Here is a 25,460-nt window from a genome sequence, read left to right as displayed (position 1 = left end):
TGAATATGCTTGGTTTTTGTGCATGCCTGATTTGACCAAATTGGCCACGCCACTCGACGTCGGCGGCGTGCAAATCCGCAATCGCGTGTTCCTGGCGCCGATGTCGGGCATCACCGATGAGCCGTTCCGGCAGCGGGCCCACGCGCATGGCGCCGGTCTTGTCGTATCCGAAATGGTGGCCAGCGGCGAGCTTGCCAAAGGCAGGGCCGGCTGCGACCTGCGCATTCGTCATTCCGGCCTGCCGGTTCATATGGTGCAGCTTGCCGGCCGCGAGGCGGCGCACATGGCGGAAGGCGCGCGGATCGCCGCTGGCGAGGGCGCCGACATCATCGACATCAACATGGGCTGCCCGGCCAAGAAGGTCACCGGGGGCTATGCCGGCTCGGCATTGATGCTGGATCTCGACCACGCGCTGACGTTGATCGACGCCGTGGTTGGCGCGGTCAAGGTGCCGGTCACGGTCAAGATGCGGCTGGGCTGGGACGAAGGCGCGCTCAACGCCCCTATGCTGGCGCGCCGCGCCGAACAGGCCGGCGTCAGGATGGTGACGGTTCATGGCCGCACGCGCTGCCAGTTCTATAAGGGCAAGGCCGACTGGCGCGCCATTGCGCGCGTGAAGAAGGCCGTGTCGATCCCGGTCGTCGCCAATGGCGATGTGTCTTCGCCGGCGGAAGCAGCTGCCATCCTCGATCAATCCGGTGCCGATGCCGTGATGATCGGCCGCGCGCATTACGGTGCGCCTTGGATCGCCGGCAGCATCGCGGCGGCCGCGACGGGCGAGGCAGCAGCCAAGGTGCCCCAGAACCGGATGGCGCTGGCCGACTATGTCGTGGCTCACTACGAGGACATGCTGGCGCTCTATGGCGTCGAAAGTGGCCTGCGCCAGGCGCGCAAGCATCTTGGCTGGTATCTCGACCGTCATGCCGGCGGTGTCGCCGACGACAGCCGAAAGGCCCTACTGACCGCATTCGAACCGGCGCGCGTCATCGCCTTGCTGCGCGCTGTGTTTTCGCGCGATCCGCAACCCTTGAACCTGCGGAGCGCCGCATGAACGCCACCGCTGGCCAGGGTGCGAAAATGGCGGATGCCGCACAGATCGTGCTCAACACCATCCGTCGCCCGGTGATCATGATCAGTGAGCAAGGGTTCATCACCTACGCCAATGCCGATGCCGAGGACTTTTTCCGCTCAAGCGCGACCATGCTCGCCCGCAACACGCTGTCGAAACTCATTCCCTTCGGCAGCCCCCTGCTGACGCTGGTCGATCAGGTGCGCGAACGCCTCGCTCCAGTCAACGAGTACCGGGTCGACGTGTCGTCGCCGCGCCTCGGCATCGAGAAGGTCGTCGATCTCTATGTCGCGCCGGTGCCGGAATTTCCGGGCTCCGTCGTGGTGATGTTCCAGGAGCGGTCGATGGCCGACAAGATCGACCGGCAGATGACGCACCGCGGCGCCGCGCGCTCGGTGACCGGCCTGGCGGCGATGCTTGCCCATGAGATCAAGAACCCGCTGTCCGGGATCCGCGGTGCTGCCCAGTTGCTCGAACTGTCGGCTTCCGACGAGGACCGCGCGCTGACGCGGCTGATCACCGACGAGACCGATCGCATCGTGTCGCTGGTCGACCGCATGGAGGTGTTTTCCGACGAGCGGCCGATCGATCGCTACCCCGTCAACATCCATGTCGTGCTCGACCATGTGAAGGCGATTGCCAAGAACGGTTTTGCCAAGAGAATCAAGATAATGGAGGATTATGATCCTTCATTGCCTCCAGTGTTTGCCAACCGCGACCAGCTCATCCAGGTGTTCCTAAACCTGGTCAAGAACGCCGCCGAGGCGATCGGCAGCGACCCGCAGGGCGAGGTCGTGCTGTCGACCGCATTCCGGCCGGGCATCCGCGTTTCCGTTCCGGGCACGCAGGATCGCGTATCGCTGCCGCTGGAGTTCTGCGTGCGCGACAACGGCTCAGGCGTCTCGGAAGACATCCTGCCGATCCTGTTCGATCCCTTCATCACCACCAAGCCGAACGGCTCGGGCCTGGGGCTGGCGCTGGTCGCCAAGATCGTCGGCGAGCATGGCGGCATCATCGAGTGCGAATCGACGCCGCGCGGGACAACTTTCCGCATCCTGATGCCGGCCTGGAAAGAAGTGCCATACGGCGCCGATGAAGACGGCGAAGGAGACCGCAAATGACCGTTCGCGGCAATATTCTCGTCGCCGACGACGATGCGGCGATCCGCACCGTCCTCAACCAGGCGCTTTCGCGTGTCGGTCACGACGTGCGAGTCACCTCCAACGCTTCGACATTGTGGCGCTGGGTGGCGGCGGGCGAGGGCGATCTGGTTATCACCGATGTGGTGATGCCGGACGAGAACGCCTTCGACATGCTGCCGCGCATCAAGAAGGCGCGGCCGGAGCTGCCCGTCATCGTCATGAGCGCCCAGAACACCTTCATGACGGCGATCCGTGCATCCGAAACCGGCGCTTACGAATACCTGCCGAAGCCATTCGACCTGACCGAACTGCTCAACATCGTCAACCGGGCGCTTTCCGAGCCGCGGCGGCCGAAGATCGATGCGCGGCCGGAAGAGCAACCTGACGCGATGCCGCTGGTCGGCCGTTCGGCTGCCATGCAGGATATCTACCGCATGCTGGCGCGCATGATGCAGACCGACCTGACGGTGATGATCTCAGGCGAATCCGGCACCGGCAAGGAACTGGTGGCGCGTGCACTGCATGAGTATGGTCGCCGCCGTGGCGGCCCGTTCGTCGCCATCAACATGGCGGCGATCCCGCGTGACCTGATCGAATCGGAACTGTTCGGCCACGAGAAGGGCGCCTTCACCGGCGCGCAGAACCGCTCCACCGGCCGCTTTGAGCAGGCCGAGGGCGGCACGCTGTTCCTCGACGAGATCGGCGACATGCCGATGGAGGCGCAGACGCGGCTGCTGCGCGTCCTGCAGCAGGGCGAGTACACGACCGTCGGCGGACGCACGCCGATCAAGACCGATGTGCGCATCGTCGCCGCCACCAACAAGGATCTGCGTACGCTGATCAACCAGGGGCTTTTCCGGGAGGACCTTTTCTATCGCCTCAACGTCGTGCCGCTCAGGCTGCCAGCGCTGCGCGAGCGCTCCGAGGACGTGCCCGACCTCGTCCGGCACTTCTTCAAGCTCGGCGAGATGGAAGGCTTGCAGACCAAGCGCATTTCGTCGGGCGGTATCGAACTGATGAAGCGCTACCCGTGGCCGGGCAACGTCCGCGAACTGGAAAACCTCGTCCGCAGGCTCGCCGCGCTCTATTCGCAGGACGAGATTTCGGCCGAGATCATCGAGGCGGAGCTCAAGACCGGCGAGCGCCCGGTGGTGCCGGGCGGGGGCAACCTCATTCCCGACGACCTGTCCATCGGCCAGGCGGTCGAGCATTTCCTGCAGCGCTATTTCGCCTCGTTCGCCGGCGATTTGCCGCCTGCCGGTCTCTACCAGCGCATTCTGTCCGAGGTCGAATATCCGCTGGTCCTGGCCTCGATGACGGCAACCCGCGGCAACCAGATCAAGGCCGCCGAATTGCTGGGCTTGAACCGCAACACTCTGCGCAAGAAGATTCGCGACCTCGGCGTCAACGTCTACAAATCATCGCGACAGCCCTGAGCCCTGATACGAGCCCAAGTTCTTTTCAGGGGACCATCTCGCGAAAGATTTCCGTCTCGGTCGCACTTGTTGCATAATCGCCACAATGCGTTGCATACATCCGACGCAATGATGGCTTTAGACGGCGACATGGCTCCGCAGGCTCCGACACTCAACCAACCGCTTTTCAGCGAACCCGGCGCACGCGACGGGCGCAGGCTGCTTGCGCTGCCCGGCGTGGTCGCGGTCGGCGGCGCGCTGGTAACGGCAGCGATTTCGTTCACCATCCTTGTCGGCGCCACGCCGATCACGCCCAACGAGTCGACGACGCTCGCATTGATCGCCCTCAATGCCGTCTTCGTCCTGTTCCTCATCGCGCTGGTCGGACGCGAAGTGCACCGCATCCTGATGGCGCGCCGGCACGGCAAGGCTGCCTCGCGGCTGCATGTGCGCATCGTCGCCATGTTTGCCCTGGTCGCCGCAATTCCCGCCATCATGGTGGCGATCATCGCCTCGATCACGCTCGACATCGGCCTCGACCGCTGGTTCGAGATCCGCACCAAGACGATCGTCAATTCCTCATTGTCGATCGCCGATGCCTATGTCCAGGAAAACGCCCGCAACCTGCAGGGCACGACACTGTCGATGGCCTATGACCTCGACGCGTCAAGGACGCTCTATGGCCTTGATCGGACTGGCTTTCTCGACCTGATGAACAAGGAAGCCGTGGGCCGGTCGCTGGCCCATGCAGCGCTGATTAAACCCGACGGCTCTTTCGTCATGAGCGCCAAGACCGACACCGATTTCGCCATGCCCGAGCCGCCGGAAGGCGCCGTGGCCAGCGCCTCCGACGGCAAGCCGGTGCTGATCGAGCCGAAAACGCGCAACATCATGGGCGCCATCGTCAAGCTGCGCGAGATCGATGGGCTCTATCTCTACACCATTCGCCTCGTCGATCCCGAAGTGATCAAGGCGCGGCAGATCGTCAGATCCAACACCGACGAATATCGCGGGCTGGAAGACAACAGGCGCACCTCGCAGGTGGCCTTCGCGCTGCCCTATCTGTCGCTGACGCTCATCATCATCCTGTCCGCGATCTGGACCGGCATTGCCGTCGCCGACCGCCTTGTGCGGCCGATCCGCCAGCTCATCGGCGCCGCCGACGAGGTGGCGACCGGCAACCTCGACGTCGCGGTTCCCGTCAGGCCGTCGGACGGCGATGTCGCCTCGCTCGGCGACACGTTCAACAAGATGCTTCTCGAACTGAAATCACAGCGCAACGAGATCCTGTCCGCCAAGGACCTGATCGACGAACGGCGCCGTTTCTCCGAAGCGGTGTTGGCCGGTGTCACCGCCGGCGTCATCGGCGTCGACCCTTATGGCATCGTCACCATCGTCAACCGCTCGGCCGAGGCGATGCTGGCCATATCCGCCAACGCGGCGCTTGGACAGAACCTCTCCGCAGTGCTGCCGCATGTCGGCCGCGTCTTCGAGATCGGCCGCAAGTCCGGCAAACCGGTCTACCGCGAGCAGGTGACCTTCTACCGTGCCGGTGCCGAGCGGACCTTCAACGTGCAGATCACCATCGAGGCCGGCGACGACGGCGCGGAGGAAAAATCCTATGTCGTGACGGTCGACGACATCACCGATCTGGTTCAGGCGCAGCGCTCCTCCGCCTGGGCGGACGTGGCGCGGCGCATCGCGCATGAGATCAAGAACCCGCTGACGCCGATCCAGCTGTCGGCCGAGCGCATCAAGCGTCGCTACGGCAAGGTCATCACCGAGGACCGCGAGGTTTTCGACCAGTGCACCGACACCATCATCCGGCAGGTCGAGGATATCGGCCGCATGGTCGACGAGTTCTCGGCGTTTGCCCGCATGCCGAAGCCCGAAATGAAGGCCATCGACCTGCGTGAATCGCTGCGCGAGGCCTCGTTCCTGGTCGAGGTCAGCCGCTCCGACATCACCTTCGAACGGGTATTCGGCAGCGAGCCGCTCAAGGGCACGTTCGACAGCCGGCTGATGGCGCAGGCTTTCGGCAATGTGATCAAGAACGCCGCCGAAGCGATCGACGGGCTGGAACAGAAGGATGGCTCGCACGGCATAATCCGGATTCAAGCCGGCCGCCAGAATGGCGCGATTCGCATCGACGTCATCGACAATGGCAAAGGGCTGCCGCGCGAGAATCGCCAACGGCTGCTCGAGCCCTATATGACCACACGCGAGAAGGGCACCGGGCTCGGTCTCGCTATCGTCAAGAAGATAGTGGAGGACCATGGTGGCAGACTGGAACTTCATGATGCGCCCGAGGATTTCCACGGCGGGCGCGGCGCGATGATCAGCATCATCTTGCCACCTGTTGCGGTCGCGCTTCCGCGTGGCGAAAGCAGGACGGAAAACGAACGAGAAACTGAAAAGGTCGGTAATGGCGTCTGATATTCTCATCGTCGATGACGAGGAAGACATCCGTGAACTCGTCGCAGGCATCCTGAGCGACGAAGGTCACGAAACCCGCACGGCATTCGATGCCGATAGCGCATTGGCGGCGATCGCCGACCGGGCGCCGCGGCTGATTTTCCTCGACATCTGGCTGCAGGGCTCGCGGCTGGACGGCCTGGCGCTGCTCGACGAGATCAAGACGATGCACCCGACCTTGCCGGTGGTGATGATCTCCGGTCACGGCAACATCGAAACGGCCGTCTCCGCCATTCGTCGCGGCGCCTATGACTTCATCGAAAAACCGTTCAAGGCCGACAGGCTGATCCTCATTGCCGAGCGTGCGCTCGAAACCTCGAAATTGCGGCGCGAGGTTTCCGACCTCAAGCTGCGCAGCGGCGAAACCTTCGATCTGATCGGCATGTCGTCGGCGATGAGCCAGCTGCGCCAGACCATCGAGCGCGTCGCACCGACCAACAGCCGCGTCATGATCATCGGTCCGTCAGGCTCGGGCAAGGAACTGGCCGCGCGCGCCATCCACACGCTGTCGGCACGCAAGGGCGCGCCATTCGTGACATTGAGCGCCGCCAACATCACGCCCGAACGCATGGAGATCGAGCTGTTCGGCACCGAATCGAACGGTGTCGAGCGCAAGGTCGGCGCGCTCGAGGAGGCCCATCGCGGCATCCTCTACATCGACGAAGTGGCCGACATGCCGCGCGAGACGCAGAACAAGATCCTGCGCGTGCTGGTCGAGCAGCAGTTCGAGCGGGTAGGTGGCACTAAGCGGGTCAAGGTCGACGTCCGTATCATTTCCTCGACCTCGCAGAACCTCGAAGCGATGATCGCCGATGGGCGTTTCCGCGAGGATCTTTATCATCGCCTGGCGGTGGTTCCGGTCATGGTGCCGGGACTGGCCGAGCGGCGCGAGGACATTCCTTACCTTGTCGACAATTTCATGAAGCAGATCGCCCGTCAGGCCGGCATCAAGCCGCGCCGCATCGGCGATGACGCGCTGGCCGTGCTGCAGGCGCACAACTGGCCGGGCAACGTCCGCCAGCTGCGCAACAATGTCGAGCGCCTGATGATCCTGGCGCGCGGCGATGACGTCGATGCGCCGATCACCGCCGACCTGTTGCCGTCCGAGATCGGCGATGTCATGCCGCGCACGCCGAATCAATCCGACCAGCACATCATGGCGCTGCCGCTGCGCGAGGCGCGCGAACAGTTCGAGAAGGACTATCTGATCGCCCAGATCAACCGCTTTGGCGGCAACATCTCGAAAACCGCCGAGTTCATCGGCATGGAGCGCTCCGCTTTGCACCGCAAGTTGAAGTCGCTGGGCGTCTGACCGGCGCGACGTCCGGTCGGCCGCTCTTGGGCCAACCATTTGCCGGTTACGGCAGCGGCGGAATCGCATAAGAAAGCCCGAGAATTATCCAGGGGTCGCCAATGCCGCGCATTGCCTATGTCAACGGGCGCTACGTCGCTCACGCGGACGCTGCCGTGCATATCGAGGACCGCGGCTATCAGTTCGCCGATGGTGTCTACGAGGTGTGCGAGGTGGCGCGTGGCTTCATCGTCGACATGCCGCGCCATCTGGCCCGGTTGAACCGCTCGCTGACCGAACTGTCGATTGCCTGGCCGGTGACGCGCGGTGTCCTGCCGCTCATCCTGCGCGAGGTGGTCAACCGCAATCATGTCGCCAACGGCCTGGTCTATGTCCAGGTCACGCGCGGCGTCGCCATCCGAGACTTTGTCTTCCCGTCGGCGGACACCAAGTCGTCCCTGGTGGTCACAGCCAGGAAAGCCGATCCTGCCGCCGGAGCAAAGCGGGCTGAAACCGGCATTGCGGTCATAACCGTGCCGGAGAATCGCTGGGACCGGGTCGATATCAAGAGCGTCGGCCTGCTGCCTAACGTGCTTGCCAAGCAGAAGGCCAAGGAAGCCGGTGCGCAGGAGGCATGGTTCGTCGACGGCGACGGCACGGTCAAGGAAGGCGGCTCGTCGAATGCCTGGATCGTCACTAGGGATGGCGTTCTGGTCACCAGGCCGGCCGAGCACGGCATCCTGCGGGGCATCACCCGCACGACCATGTTCGAGGTGGCGGCCAGCCTCGGCCTGAAGATCGAGGAGCGTGGTTTTTCCGTCGCCGAGGCCAAGGCAGCGCGTGAGGCGTTCATCAGTTCCGCGACGACAATTGCCATGCCGGTGGTGGCCATCGATGGCGATCCGGTTGCCAATGGACACCCCGGCTCAGTAACACTTTCCTTGCGTCAGGCCTTTTTTGACATTGCGGAAAAAAGTCCAGCCTGATAACCGCACAGGTGGAATGAACATCAATTAATCTCGTTCTGCTTGTCGTTACTGACGACAAGACGGTGTTTGCGCGCTTGACATGTGCCCGTTAATTTGGCGCATTGGCTTGCAAACCGAAGGGGATCGGCGAAAGACAAGAACAATGGCGGAACGATCGCAAAACCTTCAGGACCTGTTCCTGAATTCAGTTCGCAAGAGCAAGAACCCGCTCACCATCTTCCTCATCAACGGCGTGAAGCTGACCGGCGTGGTCACTTCGTTCGACAATTTCTGTGTCCTGCTGCGCCGGGACGGTCATTCCCAGCTCGTCTACAAGCACGCCATTTCCACGATCATGCCGAGCCAGCCGGTTCAGATGTTCGATGGCGAGGAAAGCCAGGGCGCCTGATTGGCACGTGAGAGAGACGCGGACGCACCAGTTCGCGGAAAACCAGCACATCATCCCGGGACGGAAGCCAAGGGCCCGACCCGGGCCGTTGTCATCGTGCCGGTGCTTACCCGCCAGCCGCGCGGCGATGACGATACCAACCGTCCGCGGCTGACGCGTTCGGCCGACGCTCGTCATGACGAGGCCGTCGGCCTTGCCCGCGCCATCAACCTGGACCTGATCCACACGGCGGTCGTGACCGTCAACGATCCGCGCCCGGCGACGTTGCTCGGCAGCGGCAAAGTCGCCGAGTTCGCCGAAATCGTCAAAGAGGGTCATGCGGAAGTGGTCATCGTCGACCATCCGCTGACCCCGGTGCAGCAGCGCAATCTCGAAAAGGAACTGAATGCCAAAGTGCTGGACCGCACCGGGCTGATCCTTGAGATCTTTGGCGAGCGCGCGCGCACCAAGGAAGGCACGCTGCAGGTCGAGCTTGCCCATCTCAATTACCAGAAGGGCCGTCTTGTGCGCAGCTGGACCCACCTCGAGCGCCAGCGCGGCGGCGCCGGCTTCCTCGGTGGTCCCGGTGAAACGCAGATCGAATCGGACCGGCGCGTGCTTCAGGACAAGATCATCAAGCTGAAGCACGAACTGGAAACCGTGCGCCGCACCCGCGACCTGCACCGCGCCAAGCGCAAGAAGGTGCCGTTTCCGGTGGTGGCCATCGTCGGCTACACCAATGCCGGCAAGTCGACCTTGTTCAACCGGCTGACCGGAGCCGGCGTGCTGGCTCAGGACATGCTGTTCGCCACTCTCGACCCGACGCTGCGCCGCGTGCGCCTGCCGCATGGCACGCCGATCATCCTTTCCGACACCGTCGGTTTCATCTCGGACTTGCCGACGCATCTGATCGCCGCTTTCCGCGCCACTCTGGAAGAGGTGGTGGAGGCCGACCTCGTCATCCACCTGCGCGACATTTCCGATCCCGACACAGCCGCGCAGGCCGAGGATGTCGAGCGCATCCTCGCCGACCTCGGTGTCGACGCCGGCGACGCCAAGCGGGTCATCGAAGTGTGGAACAAGATCGACAGGCTCGACGAAGGCAACCGGAACCGGCTTCTTGCCGATGGCGCCGACGCCAGCAAGGCACCGCCGGTTGCGGTGTCGGCGGTGACCGGCGAGGGCATCGATGCGCTGAAGGCGATCATCGAAACGCGCATGGCGGGCGAGCTCGAAGACCTGACGGTGACGATCGAGCCGGCACAGTTCGGTCTTGTCGACTGGCTCTACCGCAATGGCGACGTCGTTTCGCGAACCGACAATGACAACGGCAGCGCCACCATCTCGCTCAAGGCGACGCAAAGCGCCCGCGACGAGATCGAAAGCAGATTGCGCGCCAAAACCAAAGGGTAACGTCGCTTACTTCGCGGTTTTTGCTTGCTGCCAGAGCGCTTCCATCTCGGCTAGGGTCGCCTTGTCCAGCGTGTTGCCGGATTTCTCCAGCGCCTGCTCGACATAGTGGAAGCGTGAGCGGAACTTCTCATTGGTGCCGCTCAGCGCGGCTTCCGAATCGAGCTTGAGGTGCCTGCCGAGATTGACGACGGCAAACAGCATGTCGCCGAATTCGTCCTTGATCGATGTGGTGTCGCCCTTGGCCAGCGCCTCGCGCAACTCGCCGATCTCTTCCTCGATCTTGTCGAGGATAGGCGCTGCCTCGCTCCAGTCGAAGCCGACGCGGGCGGCTTTCTCCTGCAGTTTCAGCGCTCGCGTCAGCGCGGGCAGGGCGACGGGAATACTGTCCAGAAACCCCTTGCCATTGTCCTCGGGGTCGAGACCGCGGGCGAGGCGGGCACTTCGTTTCTCCCCCTTTTCCTCGGCCTTGATCTTTTCCCACATGCCCTTGGCCATGCCGGCGCTGCGGGCCTTCTCGTCGCCGAAGACATGCGGGTGGCGACGGATCATCTTCGTCGTGATGGCCTGGACCACATCGCCGAAGGCAAATTCACCGGCCTCCTCGGCCATTTGCGCGTGGTAGACGACCTGCAGCAGAAGGTCGCCGAGTTCGTCGCGCAGATCGTCGAGGTCACCGCGCGCGATGGCATCCGCCACCTCATAGGCCTCCTCGATCGTATAGGGCGCGATGGTCGAGAAATCCTGCTCGATGTCCCATGGACAACCAGTCTTCGGCGCACGCAGCGCTGCCATGATCTCGATCAGGCGTGAAATGTCTTTCGATGGCGTCATGCGACCGATGCTATCGCGCTGCCGCTCGCACGGCCAACGCTGTCGGCCGGCAAGGAAGCCTTGTCCACAGGCGCTGGATGTCCAGCCCTGTCAATCAAGAACGGAAACGATCGCCTTGGCCAGTTCGTCCATCCCGTCCTCGGGCAGACCGGCGACGTTGATGCGGCTGTCGCCGACCATGTAGATACCGTGCTCGGCGCGCAGCCGCTCGACCTGCGCCTCCGTGAGGCCAAGGCGGGAGAACATGCCCCGGTGGCTGGCTACGAAATCGAAGCGGTCGGAATTGGACTGCCGGCGCAGCGCCTCGGCGAACTGCACCCGCAGCCTGAGCATGCGCAGCCGCATCTCCTCGAGTTCGGCCTCCCAGTCCGCGCGCAACGCAGCGTCTTCCAGCACGATGCGCACTGCGGCGGCACCGTGATCCGGCGGCATCGAATACATGGCGCGCGCCGCCGACAGCATTTGACCCATCGCCAGATCGGCTTGGGCTCCGTCCTTGGCCAGGATCATCGCCGCGCCGACGCGGTCGCGGTAGACGGCGAAGTTCTTCGAGCAACTCGACGCGACGACCATTTCCGGAACCTTCGCGGCCAGCAGGCGCAAGCCGAGAGCATCGGCCTCGAGGCCATCGCCAAAGCCCTGATAGGCGATGTCGACAAACGGCAGCAGGCCACGCTCGACGACCAGATCGGCAACGGCCGCCCATTGGGCGCTGTCCAGATTGGCGCCGGTCGGGTTGTGGCAGCAGCCATGCAGCAGCACTACGTCGCCGCTCTTTGCCGTCCGCAGCGCTGCCAGCATGTCGTCGAAGCGAACGGCACCCGAAGCCGCATCGAAATAGGGGTATTCGCGGATCTGCAGGCCAGCGGCGCGCATCACCGGCATGTGGTTCGGCCAGGTCGGGTCCGAAAGCCAGGTCGTCGCGTCCGAACGCGTCCGCTTCAGCAGTTCCGCCACCAGGCGCAGTGCGCCCGAGCCGCCGGGCGCCTGTGCGGCGCGGATGCGCGTCATGTCGGCGCCTGGACCGAAGGCAAGCTTGGCCATCACCACGTTGAAGCCGACATCGCCGGCCAGGCCGAGATAGGTCTTGGTGTCCTGGCCCTGCAGCAGGCGCTTTTCGGCCTCGCGCACGGCACGCATGACCGGCGTCTTGCCATTGCGATCCTTGTAGACGCCGACACCGAGATCGACCTTGTCGGGACGCGGATCGGCGCGATAGAGGCCGATCAAGGCAAGGATCTTGTCGGCGGGGGCGGGCTGCAGATCTTCAAACATTGGCAATGGTTCCATTGGCGCGGCGGAGTGATACGCAAATCGGACGTATTTCGCCAGCGCTTTAGTTGCGCCACCCCGAGACGCGGATTCTGCAGCTGCGTCGTACACGCTCCTGTCATATGGACAGAGTTTGATGAGAGACCTTTGATCCGCGTGGGGAAAATGACAAGCAGACACCAACAGTTCGACCTCGCCATCGTTGGCGCCGGCATTGTCGGTCTCGCCCATGCGCTCGCCGCCATCCGTCGCGGTCTCAGCGTCGTCGTCATAGACCGCGACGCTCAGGCCAACGGCGCTTCGGTGCGTAATTTCGGCTTTGTTACGGTCAGTGGTCAGGAACGCGGCCAGGTATGGCGACGTGCCATGCGATCTCGCGACATCTGGCTGGAACTGGCCGCGCCCGCCGGCATCAAAGTCATCCAGCGCGGCGTGGTCGTCGTCGCGCGCCGCCCGGAAGCGCGCTCGGTGGTCGAGGCGTTTCTTCAAACCGAGATGGGCGAGGGTTGTCTGCTGCTCGAACCCGATGCGCTTCGTCGCGACCATCCCGAACTGGCGGGCCGGAATTTTGCCGGCGGGCTGTGGAGCCCGCACGATGTGCGTGTCGAATCTCGCCAGGCCATCCCGCAGCTGGCAACCTTCCTCGCCGAAAAGCACGGCGTCGAATTCCGGCGCGAGACGGCGGTGCGCTCGATCGAGCCGCCCGAGATCGAGACCAGCCGGGGCCCGGTTTTCGCCGACAAGGTGATCGTCTGCCCCGGCGACGATCTGGCCACGCTTTACCCCGATCGCATCGCGCTATACGGCGTCACCCGCTGCAAATTGCAGATGATGCGCCTTGCCGATCCCGGCTTCCGGTTGCCGGCAGCGGTGATGTCGGATCTTGGGCTGGCGCGTTACAGCGGTTACGCCGCTTTGCCAGAAGCCGCCGCGTTGCGAAGCCGGCTGGAAGTAGAGCAACGCGACGCGCTCGACAACGGCGTGCATCTGATCGTCGTCCAGAGTGCCGATGGCACGCTCGTGGTGGGCGATTCCCACCATTATGCGACAACGCCCGATCCGTTCGCCTCGGGGCGTGTCGACGACCTCATCCTCGAGGAGTTCAGCGCCGTCTTTGGTGGCCCGCCGCCGCCCGTGCTGGAACGCTGGACCGGCATCTATGCCTCGGCAACCGGCCAAACGATGTTCGCCGACGCGCCTCGGGAGGGCGTGCGGCTGGTCATGATCACCAGCGGCACCGGCGCCAGCACCTCGTTCGCGATCGCCGAAGAGGTGGTCGACGAGCTTTTCGGTTCAACCACGGCGGACGCCAGGAAGATCGCATGATGCCCACCCATGGTTTGCTTCGCGCCATCGTGCTCGACTGGGCCGGCACCGTTGTCGATCACGGTTCGCTGGCGCCGATGGGTGTCTTTGTCGAGGCCTTCGCCGAATTCGGCGTGGCGATCAGCGTCGATGAGGCGAGGGGGCCGATGGGAATGGCCAAGCGCCCGCATATCGCAGCACTGCTGGCACAGCCCAGGATCGCCGCCGCCTGGACGGAGCAGCACGGGCATGCGCCGACGGAGGCCGATATCGACGCCATCTATCAGGTATTCGTGCCGAAGAACCGGGCCGTGGCGGCGCGGTTCTCGGATGTCATTCCCGGTGTTGTCGATGTGGTCAAGGCGTTGCGGAAGCGCGGCCTCAAGATCGGCACGACAACCGGCTACACGCGCGACATCATGGCGGAGATACTGCCGGTTGCTGCCGCGCAGGGCTTTTCGCCGGATTGCCTGGTCTGCACCGGCGATACGGCCGACGGCAGGCCGACGCCGTTCATGCTCTGGAAAGCGCTGACCGAACTCGGCGTCTATCCGCCGTGGCTGTGTGTCAAGGTCGATGACACCGAGGTCGGTATCGGCGAGGGGATCAATGCGGGCGCGTGGACCGTCGGCGTGGCGGTGACCGGCAATGTCTTTGGTCACACGCTGGCGGAGACGCAGGCTATGGCTGCGGATGTGTTCAGGGTGAAACGGGCCGCGGCATCGGCCAAACTCACGGCCGCCGGCGCGCATTTCGTTGTCAACGGCGTTGCCGATCTGATGCCCGTGATCGCCGCCATTGAAGGCAAGCTGCGGCGCGGCGAAAGGCCCTGATCGTTCACTCGGCCCAGTGTCACCTGCACAACGCAAGACAGGCGGCACCCCAAGGCGCGCGGCCCTTCAAATGGAATTGGGCTTGTGAACCTATCGCAGGTGGGTGTTGCGCGCCTGCGGGGTAACTGCACCGAGGGCAGTTGCGAACGATGTCCTCCAGAGATCCGCGAAAATATTGGCGCGGCAGGGATTAGGATCCCCACATGCTCCGTAAACAGGGCATGAAACGGTCGATGCCGCGTTTTGACATCATAGGGCAGCTCGGGTCGCTGCGCCGCTACGCGCGCTCGCTGACGCGTGACAGCTCGGACGCCGAGGATCTCGTGCATGACGCCCTGGTGCGCGCCTATGAGCGGCGCGCCACTTTCCGCTCTAGCGGTAATTTGCGCGCATGGCTGCTGTCGATCGTGCACAACACATTCATCGACAAAATGCGCTCCCGCAAATCCGAGGCCGCTCGCCTCGAACAGGCCGGATATCTTGCCGAGGGCAGCACACCGCCGCCGCAGGAACACTCCGTGCGCCTGGCGCAGGTGCGCGAAGCCTTTTTCAGCCTGCCGGAAGAACAGCGCTCGGCCCTGCATCTCGTCGCCATCGAAGGGCTTTCCTATCAACAGGCGGCCGATGCGAGCAGCGTGCCGCTGGGAACGCTGATGTCGCGCATCGGCAGGGCGCGTGCCGCACTGCGCGAGATGGAGGACGCGGCGCCCTCGAAGACGAAAAACCACCTCAGGATCGTTGGAGGACCGTGATGACTGGAACTGTCGATCCCGTGGCCGATGCCGACCTCGACGCCTATGTCGACGACCAGCTCGATGTCACCCGCCGCATTGAGGTCGAGGCGTTTTTGTCCACCCGTCCGGAGGCGGCGGCGCGCGTGATGTCGGACTTGCGGACCCGCGACGAGCTGCGCGTGGCGCTTGCCGGGTCCAGGGGCATGGCGCGGCCGGCGACCGCCGACGCCGCGCGGCGGCTGGAGAGGGGGCTTTTCCGCGGCCGCATCTTCGGTGTGCTGCAGCGCGCGGCGGCAGTGGCCGCTTTCGTCGCCGCCGGCTGGCTGGCAAACGGCATTATCGGGCCGATGTCGGTGACCAAGGTCGTCGCCTCGCCGCAGCCGCCCGCCTATGTCGACGAGGCGGTGCGGGCCCATAGAACGACGCTGGTGCGCGAGACCATGCCTTCGCAGCCCGAGGCACCCAACTACAATGCCGGCGAGATCCGCGCCGCCACCGCCATCGTCATGCCGTCGCTGCCCAAGGGCTGGAAGGTCCGCGACGTGCAGATCTATCCGTCGCGCTTCGGTCCGAGCGTCGAGATGGCTGTCGAGACGAAAGAGATGGGGCTGGTCTCGCTGTTTGCGATCCGGCCGGGAAATTTCGATGTCGTCAAGCCGACTGTCGCGCCTTCGGGCGACATCTCATCGGCCTATTTCCAGATCGGCGAGGTCGCCTATGCGGTGGTCGGACGAAGCGAGGTCCACGACCTCGACCGCGCTGCCGAGACGCTCGCCAAAACGCTTTACTGACCGATCCACAAGGAGAAGCCAAATGAATACCCCCAATCTGGGATACCGAGTCGGCGCCGGTGCCCAAACCGGAGCCGTCTATGACGAGGGCCTGCGCCAGCATATGCTGCGCGTCTACAACTACATGGGCGTTGGCCTCGTGGTCACCGGCCTGGTCGCCCTCATGATCTCGTCGACGCCGGCGCTCTACGTGCCGATCTTTTCCAGCCCGCTGAAATGGGTGGTGATGCTGGCGCCGCTGGCCTTTGTCATGTTGTTCTCGTTCAAGATGCAGACCATGTCGGCGGCCAGCGCCCAGGCGATGTTCTGGGCCTTCTGCGCGGTCATGGGCCTGTCGCTGGCCTCGGTGTTCCTGGTCTTCACCGGAACCAGCATCGCACGCACCTTCTTCATCGCGGCCACCATGTTCGGCGCCACCAGCCTCTACGGCTACACGACCAGACGTGACCTGACCCAGTTCTCGTCGTTCCTGATCATGGGCCTGATCGGCGTGGTGATCGCCAGCATCGTCAACATCTTCCTGGGTTCGACCGCTCTGCAGTTTGCCATCTCGGTGATCGGTATCGCCGTGTTCATCGGCCTGACCGCCTGGGACACGCAGACGATCAAGGAGCAGTATGCCGAGAATTTCGACGCGGAATCGCGCCAGAAGCTGGCTGTCTTCGGTGCTTTCTCGCTCTATCTGAACTTCATCAACATCTTCCAGCTGCTGCTGAACTTCACCGGCGAACGCGAGTAGCCGGGGCAGGGCTGGCAAGTGTCGCCGCCACCAGAACTGGACACTGAGACATGGCCGGAGGGGAGATCCTCCGGCCAACAATCGACCCGGCAAGGCCGACCACAGCTTGAGTCCGCAAGGGCTTTTGCTAAGTTGCCCGCGGCATCCGCCTGAACACCGGCCGCGCGAGGACATATGGCACAAGACAGCCAAACGCTTCAGGGCGACGGCATCTCGGCGACCGTCGTCGCGCAGGGCGCCGAACTGGTTTCGCTGCAAGGCGCAGACGGATTTGAGTTCCTGTGGCAGGCCGGGCCGGCCTGGCGGCGGCATTCGCCGGTGCTGTTTCCGATCGTCGGCCGGCTGAACGGAGATCAACTGCGCCATCGCGGCCAGAGCTATCCGATGACGCAGCACGGATTCGCGCGCGACAAGCCGTTTGCCTGGGCGCAGAGCGGGCCACGATCCTGCACGCTGGTTCTCACCGACGACGCCGATACCCGCGCGCACTATCCATTCGCCTTCCGCCTCGCCGTGACCTACACGCTGGACCGCCGGCAGCTAGGCGTGAGCTTCGACATCACCAACACCGGCGAAGAGCCGATGCCGGCGTCCATCGGGGCGCATCCTGCATTCAACTGGCCGTTGCTGCCGGATCTGGCCAAGACGGATTACCAACTGACTTTCGCCGCTGCCGAGCCTGCTCCGATCCGTCGCCTGAAAGACGGCCTGCTGCTCAAAACGCCGCAGCCGACGCCTGTCGAAGGCAACATACTCGCTCTCTCAGAGCGGCTGTTCGACGAGGACGCGGTCATTCTCGACCAGCCGGCTAGCACCAGCGTGCGTTATGCCGCCGGGCGTGGTCCGGCGATCGAGGTAGCGTGGCAGGGATTTCAGGAATTGGGCGTCTGGTCAAAGCCGGGCGGCGCACCGTTCCTTTGCATCGAGCCCTGGCACGGCATCGCAAGTCCGGTGGGCTTCGACGGCGATTTTGTCGACAAGCCGGGCCTGATGCTGGTCGCGCCGGGCGCGAGGCGCGTGCTCAGCTATCAGATCCGGCTGCTGTGACACCTGTCAACGACAGATCAGCCAAAGCGTTGGCCAGCCACACCGGAGGTGGCCAATGAAGCTTTACTTCAGCCGCAATCCCAATCCTCGGCTCGCCGTCGCGGTGGCCCGCTATCTCGATGCGAATGTCGAATTTGAATTCGCCTCGCCATTCGCCCCGGGGCAGGCAGAGAAATATCGATTGCTAAACCCCAATCTCTCTTTGCCCATACTTGTGGAAGACAGCGGAAAAAGCCTTTGGGAGGCAGACGCCATAGCCTGCCGGCTCTCGCGCGACGTGCATTCGGATTTCTGGCGCACCGGCGATGACGAGCCCGAGATGATCCGGTGGCTGAGTTGGGGCAAGGAGCACTTCGCATTCGCTTGCGACACGGTGCATTTCGAACGTGGCACCAAACAGCGGTACGGCATAGGCCCGATTGATCAGCAACGGGTGGAGGAGGGGCTGACACATTTCCGCACGGCCGCGGCAATACTCGAGACAGAGCTTTTCGCACGGGAATGGCTGGTCGGAAATTCGGTTTCCTATGCCGACTTCCGCATGGCGACCTTTCTGCCATTCAACGACGCCGCCAGACTGCCGCTCGGTGACTATCCCTCTGTCGGCCGCTGGTATCGTAGGCTTGAAGAGATCGAGGCCTGGCGCGATCCCTTTAAGGGATTGGACGCGCCAGCATTGCCGCCGGTCCCACGAACGGCGGCAGATTAGCGGGCACGTGCTCCGAGAAGAAACCGGCTTTCAAACCTGCCGGGCGATGGTGCCGACCACATTGACGAGAAGGCGTGCGGCGGTCAGAGCCGACACGCCATCGATATCGGTGGGAGGATAGAATTCGACAAGATCGAATCCTGCGATCCTGGCCCGCCTGCCGAGGCCGGCGATCAGGTCGATCACCTGCGTGTAGGTGAGGCCGCCGGGCGTACGCGCCGCCACGCCCGGCATGATGCTGGGATCGAGGGCGTCGCAGTCGAGCGTGACAACAACCCGCGATCCTTCCGGAATATGCCGCAGCGCGGCTTCGACACCCTGGGCGTGAATTTCGCGGGCGGTCACGAAGCGGCTGCCATAGCGCCGCGCTGCTTCGAACTCGGTTATGCCTGCGCTGCCAACGCTGCGAAGGCCGACCTGCACCAGGCCGGCGACATGCGGCATCTCGCTCGCGCGGCGCATCGGGCTCGAATAGCCGTGACGCTCGCCAGACACCTCGTCGCGCCAATCGATATGGGCGTCGATCTGCAGGATCCAGACCGGTCCGTGATCCGCAAAGCCGGCGAGGAAGGGAAAGGTCACGGAACAGTCGCCGCCCAGCAGGATCGGTACGGCCGGCAATGCCAGGACCTCGCGCGTCTTCGCCTCGATCCGGGTCCGGTTGCCGGCATTGTCATGCAAAATGGTCGGGATGTCGCCAGTGTCGATGCAGCAGCGCTGCTTGCCGTCGAACAGCGGGCCGCCGAGATCGAAATCCCAGTGCTCTACGAGCGCGGCATCGCCCTGGCTCGCGGCGCGGATGGCATCGGCGGCCAAGGCATGGCCGCTGCTGTCCTTGCCGGGATAGGTGCTGCCGTGACCGGCACCGAAGATCACCGCACCGGGAACGCGGCCATCGGCGAGGCGATCGGGAAAGCCGAGAAAGGGAGATGTGGTCATTTGCTCTTGATAACGGTCTTGTTGAAATTTTGTCGACTGCGGATGTATCAGGTTGGCGAAGCTCTTGGGAGCGAAACGCGCCACCCCAGTTGAATCGCGAAATTGCCTCACCTGGAGCGGGACTGGCGATTGATGGCCGAGTTCCCTTGGAACTCCGCTTCGCCGGACAATTCCGGCCCTGTTCGGGCGTATTGCATCGCTACATTATTTTGTTCGTGAGGCAGTATGTTGTGGGCATAGTGAAAGTGAGTCCATCGGGGGTCAGCAGATGAGTGTGATGGTTTTCCGGGCTGGCAGAACCGGCGTGCTGTTTGCAGTGCTGATGGCGTCCCTGATAGCATTCACTGCGATCGCCCGGGCGCAGGCGACCTCGGCGCCACCCCCTCCACCTGAAAAAGTCGAGCAGTTGCTGAAATTGCTGAACGATCCCGAAGTCAAGGCGTGGATCGCCGATAAGGGCGCGGCACCCGCGGCCGATTCGGCAATGCCAATGGGCGCTTCCGCCACTGACTTCATGGTCTGGTCCAACGCTATTCGCGAGCATTTGCGAGGCATTGGCAATGCGGTACCTGAGGTCCCCGACGAGATTTCCGGCGCAAGTTCGACAATAATGACCGAGATTCACGGGCGAGGACCGGGAGCGATCCTCGTCCTGTTCGCGGCCTTTGTGGCGCTTGGGCTAGGTGCCGAGTTCATCTTCCGCCGTATCGTCGGCAGGGCCCACCGCCGCAACCCAGCTCAAAGCGCGGAATCGGACGCACCCGCCCGACATCATGTGATCGCCCGAACGTTGTTCGTCGCCATCGCGCCGCTCGTCGTGTTCGCAATGGCCAGTGTCGGCGCCTTCTTGGCGTTTACCTGGCCACCACTGCTTTCTGCGCTGGTGCTGCCTTTGCTGGTCGCTGTCATCGCCTGGCGCGTGATCATGCGGATCACGTCAGTTATTCTCGGCACGGCGGACGGCAATTTGAACCTTGGAGACCAGCCGAAGGTCCGGCTCATTCCGATGGACGATGTCACCGCGGCTTTCTGGCGCCGCCGCGTCGCGTTGTTTGCTGGCGTATTCTTCCTTGGATGGGCGCTCGCAGGCGAGATGAACATCCTCCACTTCACGCCGAACGTCAGGAATCTCATCGTCTACATACTCGGTCTCGGTCTCCTCGCGGTGTCGATCGAATCCGTATGGCGGCGGCCGGCGGCGATCGGGCCTTCCAAGATTTATCGGCTCAAGGAATGGCTGCTGACATTCTTCCTTTGCATGCTCTGGCTCTTGTGGGTCGTGGGGATGAGCACGCTTTTGTGGATTGGCATCTATGGCTTGATCCTCCCACCAATCCTGAGATCCACCAGTTCAATCACCAAGTCGTTTTTCGCCAGCTCCGACGAGACGACGAAGTCGAACAATGCCATCTTCGAAGTGCTCGTTGAGCGTGGGGCGAGGGCGATCGTCATCGGGCTCGCTGTCGCCTGGCTTGCGACCGTCGTGCGTTTGCGCGCCAGCGGAATGATGGGCGACGAAAGTGTAGACCGCATCGTCCGAGGTGTATTGAGCGGCATCGTGGTGCTGCTCGCCGCCGATCTCATCTGGCAACTTGTGAAGGGTCTCATTGGCGGTCGCATCGACCGTGCCCGCACGGAGGGCGGCGATGAGGCAGCGCTCGCCCGCAGCGGGCGGCTTTTGACGCTGCTGCCGATCCTGAAAAATTTTCTCGCCGCACTCATTGCCGCCATTGCGGTCATGATGGTTCTTGCCGGCCTTGGCGTCGAGATTGGTCCATTGATCGCGGGCGCGGGCATCTTCGGCGTTGCCATTGGCTTCGGATCGCAGTCGCTGGTGAAGGACGTCATCAGCGGTGTGTTCTACATGACTGACGATGCGTTTCGCGTCGGGGAGTATATCCAGAGCGGCACCTACAAGGGCACGGTCGAGTCCTTCAGCATTCGCTCGGTCAAGCTGCGCCATCACCGCGGCCCGATCTTCACAGTTCCATTCGGCTCGTTGGGCGCCGTCCAGAACATGAGCCGCGACTGGGTGATCGATAAGTTCTTCATTTCCGTCAACTACGACACGGACATTGCCAAGGTGAAAAAGCTGGTCAAGGGGGTCGGCGCCGAACTGCTGGCAGATGAGGAATTCGGTCCGCAGATCATCGAGACCTTGAAGATGAAGGGCGTCGAGGCTTTCGGCGATTATGGCATCAACCTCAGTTTCGCGATGACGACCAAGCCGGGACATCAATTCACGATCCGTCGCCGGGCCTACGTCATGATCCGCGAAGCGTTCGCGGCCAACGGGGTCGAGTTCGCCTCGCCCACAGTGCAGGTCGCCGCCGGCAATGACGATCATGCGGCAAGTGCGGCTGCTGCAAGGGATGCGGTGGTACGCAAACAGGTTGCGGAAGCCAAGGCGAAGGAAGGCGAGGAATAAGAGTCGGCCGGCGGAACGGCCTGCATCGCCTGGTCAGTTGACCGGCGGCGTTCTCATTGCGCTGCGGCCAATTGCTCTGGCTTTGTGCCATACCGCACATCAGAAAGTCGCATAAGATAGATTATGGAACTAGCGCATATGACGGCAGACGAAGATTATCCCGCATTATCAGCTGCTTGGCACCCATCTGCATCAGCTGCTTGGCACCCATCTGCCTAGCAAATAGATGGTGGCGGTCACACCAACCCGCGACCTCAAGATCTCTTCGATTGAATAGCTCGGGCATCCTGTCTATCGCCGCAAGTCGATCCAGCACGCTCGGCAGGTGAAATCCGCATTGACCAGGCGATTTGGCCATGCGTCGAAATTCCGGTGCGGCCAGCGATGAAGGGTTGGCCTCATCACTATGAATCATATGGGATTTCTATCACCATGCCGTCATAGGCTGGCTCGACGTTGGCTGGTGTCTCGGCCATCACCGTGGCGTAGTCGAGCGGCACATGCATATGCGTCAGCACGGAGCGTCTAGGCGCCAGCCGCTCGATCCATTCAAGCGCCTCGCCAAGCGACAGATGGCTGGGATGAGTCCGGTACTGCAACGCGTCGATGATCAGCACGTCGAGGTCGCGCAGCAGTTCGGCCGTGGTCTCCGGAAAATCACTGATATCAGGGCAATAGGCGAGCGTGCCAATGCGGAAACCAAGCGATATGATGTCGCCATGCACCTGCGGCAGCGGCTCGAGGGTGAGGGCACCCCCCTCTCCTTTGATAACCACCGGCTTGGCGTGATCGATGATATGAGCGTCGACGATCGGCGGATAGGAACTGCCCGACGGCGTCTCGAAACAATAGCCGAATGCCTGCCGCAGGCGCAGCATTGTCGGCTGGTCGGCATGGATATCGATCAGCTGGCGCTGTTCGAGGACGAAACCGCGCAGGTCATCGATGCCGTGGATATGGTCGGCATGCGGGTGCGTATAGACGACCGCATCTATGCGCGTGACGGAGGCCATCAGCATCTGCTGGCGGAAATCCGGTCCGGTGTCGATGACGACGCTGGTGCGGCCGCCATTCATGGCAATTCGCTCGACCAGGACCGCGGCGCGCGTGCGTCGGTTCCTGGGGTTATCCGGGTCGCAATTGCCCCAGTCGCCGGTGATGCGCGGCGTACCTGGCGACGAGCCGCAGCCGAGAATGGTGAGGCGCAGCCGGTCGGTCATCGTTCAGGCGCTTTGCTCGGCCCAAGCAGTTTGCTCGGGAGGTCGCGGCATCTTGGCAAACAGACGGAAGAAATTGTTCGTCGTCAGATCAGCGATTTGAGCCTCGCTGACGCCGATCGTCTCCGCCAGCACCTTGGCCGTGTGCGCGACATAGGCCGGCTCGTTGCGCTTGCCGCGAAACGGCACGGGCGCCAGATAGGGTGCGTCGGTTTCGACCAGCAGCCTGTCGTGCGGCACATCGGCGGCAATGGCGCGCAACTCGGCTGAATTCTTGAAGGTCAGGATACCCGAGATCGACACATAGCCACCGAGCGCGACGCCGATTTCGGCCAGCCGGCGTCCGGACGAAAAACAGTGCAGGATGAAGGGGAAGGCGCCCTTCCCTGTTTCGTCCTCGAGGATGGCTGCCATATCGTCATCGGCATCGCGCGAATGGATGACCAGCGGCAGTCCCGTTTCTCGCGCTGCGGTGATGTGGGCGCGAAACCCTTGCGCCTGGGTATCGCGCGGCGCCTTGTCGTAGAAGTAATCCAGCCCTGCCTCGCCGATGGCCACCACCTTCGGATGAGCTGACAGGCGCACTAGGTCCGCGGCGGTGACGTCGAGTTCCTCGGCTGCGTTATGCGGGTGGGTGCCGACTGAACAAAACACTTCGTCGAAAGTTTCCGCGATTTCAAGGATTTGCTGAAACCGCTTCACGCGCGTCGAGATCGTCACCATGCGGCCGATACCGGCCGCCTTGGCGCGGGCGACAATGGCCGCCCGCTCTTCGGCGAAGTCTGGAAAATCCAGATGGCAATGGCTGTCGACGAGCATCAGGCGTTCGCATCCGGCTGTTCGACGTAACGCGGAAACACGCCTTCCGGTACGGGCAAGGCTACTCCCGACACAAGCGCGTGGTCCGCCGCGACATGCACGAAATTCCGGCTGTCCGCCGGCACCGCCAGCAGGTCGAGCAGTTTGTTGGCCGATCCCGGAATGAAGGGTTGGCACAACAGCGCCACGCGCCGCACGATTTCGGCGGTCGTCCACAGCACGGTTTCCATGCGCGCCGGATCGCTCTTCTTCAGCGCCCATGGCGCCTGGCCCGCGAAGTAACGATCGGCTTCCGCCACCACGCCGAAGATCGCCGCGAGCGCAAGATGGATGCCTTGCTCTGCCATGGTCTTGCGCGCCACGGCGAGCGCGGCACTTGCCTGATCGAGGATCGCGTTGTCCTCGTCCGCCAGGGTGCCGCGTTGCGGCACCACGCCGCCGCAGTTCTTGGCGATCATCGACAGCGAGCGCTGCGCCAGATTGCCGAGGCCATTGGCAAGATCGGCGTTGGTGCGGTTGACGATTGCTTCATGGCTGTAGCTGCCGTCCTGGCCGAACGGCACCTCGCGCAGGAAGAAGTAGCGCACCTGGTCCAGGCCGTAGTGCTCGATCATGGTGAACGGGTCGATGACGTTGCCGACCGATTTCGACATCTTCTCGCCGCGGTTGAACAGGAAGCCGTGGCCGAAGACACGTTTCGGCAGCGGGATGCCGGCAGACATCAGGAAGGCCGGCCAATACACCGCATGAAAGCGGACAATGTCCTTGCCGATTATGTGCGCATCCGCAGGCCAGAAATGCCAATCGTCAGCATTTGCATTGGGATAGCCGACACCGGTGATGTAATTGGTCAAGGCGTCGACCCACACATACATCACGTGCTTCTCGTCGCCCGGCACCGGCACACCCCAGTCAAAGGTGGTGCGCGAGATCGACAGATCCTTGAGGCCGGATTTGACGAAGCTCATCACCTCGTTGCGACGCTCGGCCGGGCCGACGAAGTCTGGCTGGCTTTCATAGAGCGCGATGAGCTTGTCCTGATAGGCCGAGAGGCGGAAGAAGTAACTCTCTTCCTCGACCCATTCGACGGGCGTTCCCTGTGGCCCGTAGCGGACATTGTCGGGACGGACCTCCGTCTCCTCCTCGCCGTAATAGGCTTCGTCGCGCACCGAGTACCACCCGGCATAGCCGCCCTTGTAGATGTCGCCATTGGCGGCCATTGCCTTCCAGATCGCCTGCGAGGACGCGTAATGCCGCTCTTCCGTGGTACGGATGAAATCGTCATTGGAGGCATTGAGCGCCTCCGCCATGCGCTTGAACTCGGCCGAATTGCGATCGGCCAGTTCACGCGGCGAAATGCCTTCGCGCTTGGCGGTCTGCAGCATCTTGATGCCGTGTTCGTCGGTTCCGGTGAGGAAAAAAACTTGCTTGCCGTCGAGCCGCTGGAAGCGGGCAAGCGCATCGGTTGCGATCAGTTCGTAGGCATGGCCGATATGCGGCTTGCCGTTCGGATAGGAAATCGCCGTCGTGATGTAGAACTTGTCGCGTGACATGAATGAACCGTCATGAATGTCTGAATGGAAAGGCGTGGCGGTGGATATCGCATCGGGGCGGCGATTGCCATCCCGGGGCCAA

Annotated in this window: 22 protein-coding genes; 16 read left to right on the top strand and 6 right to left on the bottom strand. The window is 63.1% G+C overall.

Annotated elements, in window-relative coordinates; all coding sequences use genetic code 11:
- Positions 1-22 precede the first annotated feature (22 nt).
- The 8 genes from dusB (at position 23) to hflX (ending at position 10,161) form a co-directional block, all read left to right on the top strand.
- Entirely contained in the window at positions 23-1,051 is a 1,029-nt protein-coding gene (dusB, locus tag HNQ71_RS19680; RefSeq protein ID WP_184874314.1) for a tRNA dihydrouridine synthase DusB, read from the top strand.
- A complete protein-coding gene (locus HNQ71_RS19675; protein ID WP_184874313.1) occupies positions 1,048-2,190 on the top strand; it encodes a two-component system sensor histidine kinase NtrB in 1,143 nt (380 codons plus the stop codon). Before dusB ends, HNQ71_RS19675 begins: the two co-directional genes overlap by 4 nt.
- Positions 2,187-3,647 carry a nitrogen regulation protein NR(I) gene (gene ntrC, locus HNQ71_RS19670; protein ID WP_184874312.1) on the top strand — a complete coding sequence of 487 codons (1,461 nt, stop codon included), beginning with the start codon at positions 2,187-2,189 and terminating at the stop codon, positions 3,645-3,647. Before HNQ71_RS19675 ends, ntrC begins: the two co-directional genes overlap by 4 nt.
- Positions 3,648-3,776: 129 nt before the next feature.
- Entirely contained in the window at positions 3,777-6,062 is a 2,286-nt protein-coding gene (locus tag HNQ71_RS19665) for a sensor histidine kinase NtrY-like (RefSeq protein WP_184874311.1), read from the top strand.
- Positions 6,052-7,413 (top strand): nitrogen assimilation response regulator NtrX, encoded by a 1,362-nt coding sequence (ntrX, locus tag HNQ71_RS19660; RefSeq protein WP_095091615.1) that lies wholly within the window; start codon positions 6,052-6,054, stop codon positions 7,411-7,413. Before HNQ71_RS19665 ends, ntrX begins: the two co-directional genes overlap by 11 nt.
- 101 nt (positions 7,414-7,514) lie before the next feature.
- Positions 7,515-8,378, top strand: a complete 864-nt coding sequence (locus tag HNQ71_RS19655; RefSeq protein ID WP_184874310.1) for a D-amino-acid transaminase — start codon at positions 7,515-7,517, stop codon at positions 8,376-8,378.
- Between the two features lie 145 nt (positions 8,379-8,523).
- Positions 8,524-8,769, top strand: a complete 246-nt coding sequence (gene hfq / locus HNQ71_RS19650; RefSeq protein ID WP_006202172.1) for an RNA chaperone Hfq — start codon at positions 8,524-8,526, stop codon at positions 8,767-8,769.
- Complete coding sequence (gene hflX / locus HNQ71_RS19645) at positions 8,770-10,161, top strand: GTPase HflX (RefSeq protein WP_184874309.1); 1,392 nt, start codon at positions 8,770-8,772, stop codon at positions 10,159-10,161.
- A 6-nt stretch (positions 10,162-10,167) separates the two neighbouring features.
- Here the strand turns inward: hflX and mazG are convergent, their stop codons facing one another.
- Together mazG and HNQ71_RS19635 are read right to left on the bottom strand one after the other, a co-directional pair.
- Positions 10,168-10,992 (bottom strand): nucleoside triphosphate pyrophosphohydrolase, encoded by an 825-nt coding sequence (gene mazG, locus HNQ71_RS19640; protein WP_184874308.1) that lies wholly within the window; start codon positions 10,990-10,992, stop codon positions 10,168-10,170.
- Between the two features lie 90 nt (positions 10,993-11,082).
- Positions 11,083-12,267 carry an amino acid aminotransferase gene (locus tag HNQ71_RS19635; RefSeq protein ID WP_184874307.1) on the bottom strand — a complete coding sequence of 395 codons (1,185 nt, stop codon included), beginning with the start codon at positions 12,265-12,267 and terminating at the stop codon, positions 11,083-11,085.
- A gap of 162 nt (positions 12,268-12,429) precedes the next feature.
- Here HNQ71_RS19635 and HNQ71_RS19630 point away from each other — a divergent pair, with 162 nt between their 5' ends.
- The 7 genes from HNQ71_RS19630 (at position 12,430) to HNQ71_RS19600 (ending at position 18,422) form a co-directional block, all read left to right on the top strand.
- Complete coding sequence (locus HNQ71_RS19630; RefSeq protein WP_184874306.1) at positions 12,430-13,590, top strand: TIGR03364 family FAD-dependent oxidoreductase; 1,161 nt, start codon at positions 12,430-12,432, stop codon at positions 13,588-13,590.
- Positions 13,587-14,402, top strand: coding sequence for a phosphonoacetaldehyde hydrolase (gene phnX, locus HNQ71_RS19625; RefSeq protein ID WP_184874305.1), 816 nt, complete (start codon positions 13,587-13,589; stop codon positions 14,400-14,402). The genes HNQ71_RS19630 and phnX overlap by 4 nt, the downstream gene beginning before the upstream one ends.
- A gap of 221 nt (positions 14,403-14,623) precedes the next feature.
- Positions 14,624-15,154 (top strand): sigma-70 family RNA polymerase sigma factor, encoded by a 531-nt coding sequence (locus HNQ71_RS19620; protein ID WP_425492248.1) that lies wholly within the window; start codon positions 14,624-14,626, stop codon positions 15,152-15,154.
- Positions 15,154-15,927: an anti-sigma factor family protein gene (locus tag HNQ71_RS19615; RefSeq protein ID WP_184874303.1), complete on the top strand. Its 774-nt coding sequence runs from the start codon at positions 15,154-15,156 to the stop codon at positions 15,925-15,927. Before HNQ71_RS19620 ends, HNQ71_RS19615 begins: the two co-directional genes overlap by 1 nt.
- A gap of 22 nt (positions 15,928-15,949) precedes the next feature.
- Positions 15,950-16,666 carry a Bax inhibitor-1/YccA family protein gene (locus tag HNQ71_RS19610; protein WP_184874302.1) on the top strand — a complete coding sequence of 239 codons (717 nt, stop codon included), beginning with the start codon at positions 15,950-15,952 and terminating at the stop codon, positions 16,664-16,666.
- A 174-nt stretch (positions 16,667-16,840) separates the two neighbouring features.
- Positions 16,841-17,713 carry an aldose 1-epimerase family protein gene (locus tag HNQ71_RS19605; RefSeq protein ID WP_184874301.1) on the top strand — a complete coding sequence of 291 codons (873 nt, stop codon included), beginning with the start codon at positions 16,841-16,843 and terminating at the stop codon, positions 17,711-17,713.
- A gap of 55 nt (positions 17,714-17,768) precedes the next feature.
- The gene (locus tag HNQ71_RS19600; RefSeq protein ID WP_184874299.1) at positions 17,769-18,422 is read left to right on the top strand and encodes a glutathione S-transferase family protein; all 654 of its coding nucleotides are present in this window, start codon (positions 17,769-17,771) and stop codon (positions 18,420-18,422) included.
- A gap of 30 nt (positions 18,423-18,452) precedes the next feature.
- On the opposite strand, the gene HNQ71_RS19595 is transcribed toward HNQ71_RS19600, so the two are convergent.
- Complete coding sequence (locus tag HNQ71_RS19595; RefSeq protein ID WP_184874297.1) at positions 18,453-19,361, bottom strand: agmatinase; 909 nt, start codon at positions 19,359-19,361, stop codon at positions 18,453-18,455.
- A 277-nt stretch (positions 19,362-19,638) separates the two neighbouring features.
- Here HNQ71_RS19595 and HNQ71_RS19590 point away from each other — a divergent pair, with 277 nt between their 5' ends.
- Positions 19,639-21,789 (top strand): mechanosensitive ion channel family protein, encoded by a 2,151-nt coding sequence (locus HNQ71_RS19590; protein ID WP_484502680.1) that lies wholly within the window; start codon positions 19,639-19,641, stop codon positions 21,787-21,789.
- Between the two features lie 404 nt (positions 21,790-22,193).
- On the opposite strand, the gene HNQ71_RS19585 is transcribed toward HNQ71_RS19590, so the two are convergent.
- The 3 genes from HNQ71_RS19585 to metG are packed head-to-tail and all read right to left on the bottom strand — an operon-like array spanning position 22,194 to position 25,378.
- Entirely contained in the window at positions 22,194-23,009 is an 816-nt protein-coding gene (locus HNQ71_RS19585; protein ID WP_184874294.1) for an MBL fold metallo-hydrolase, read from the bottom strand.
- Positions 23,010-23,012: 3 nt separating this feature from the next.
- Positions 23,013-23,825: a TatD family hydrolase gene (locus HNQ71_RS19580; RefSeq protein ID WP_184874293.1), complete on the bottom strand. Its 813-nt coding sequence runs from the start codon at positions 23,823-23,825 to the stop codon at positions 23,013-23,015.
- Complete coding sequence (metG, locus tag HNQ71_RS19575; RefSeq protein ID WP_184874292.1) at positions 23,825-25,378, bottom strand: methionine--tRNA ligase; 1,554 nt, start codon at positions 25,376-25,378, stop codon at positions 23,825-23,827. The genes HNQ71_RS19580 and metG overlap by 1 nt, the downstream gene beginning before the upstream one ends.
- Between the last annotated feature and the right edge of the window lie 82 nt (positions 25,379-25,460).

This window comes from Mesorhizobium sangaii, from assembly GCF_014207355.1.
GTDB lineage: Bacteria > Pseudomonadota > Alphaproteobacteria > Rhizobiales > Rhizobiaceae > Mesorhizobium > Mesorhizobium sangaii.
Note: the sequence above shows the minus strand (reverse complement) of the source record. Positions and strands in the feature narration are given on the sequence as shown.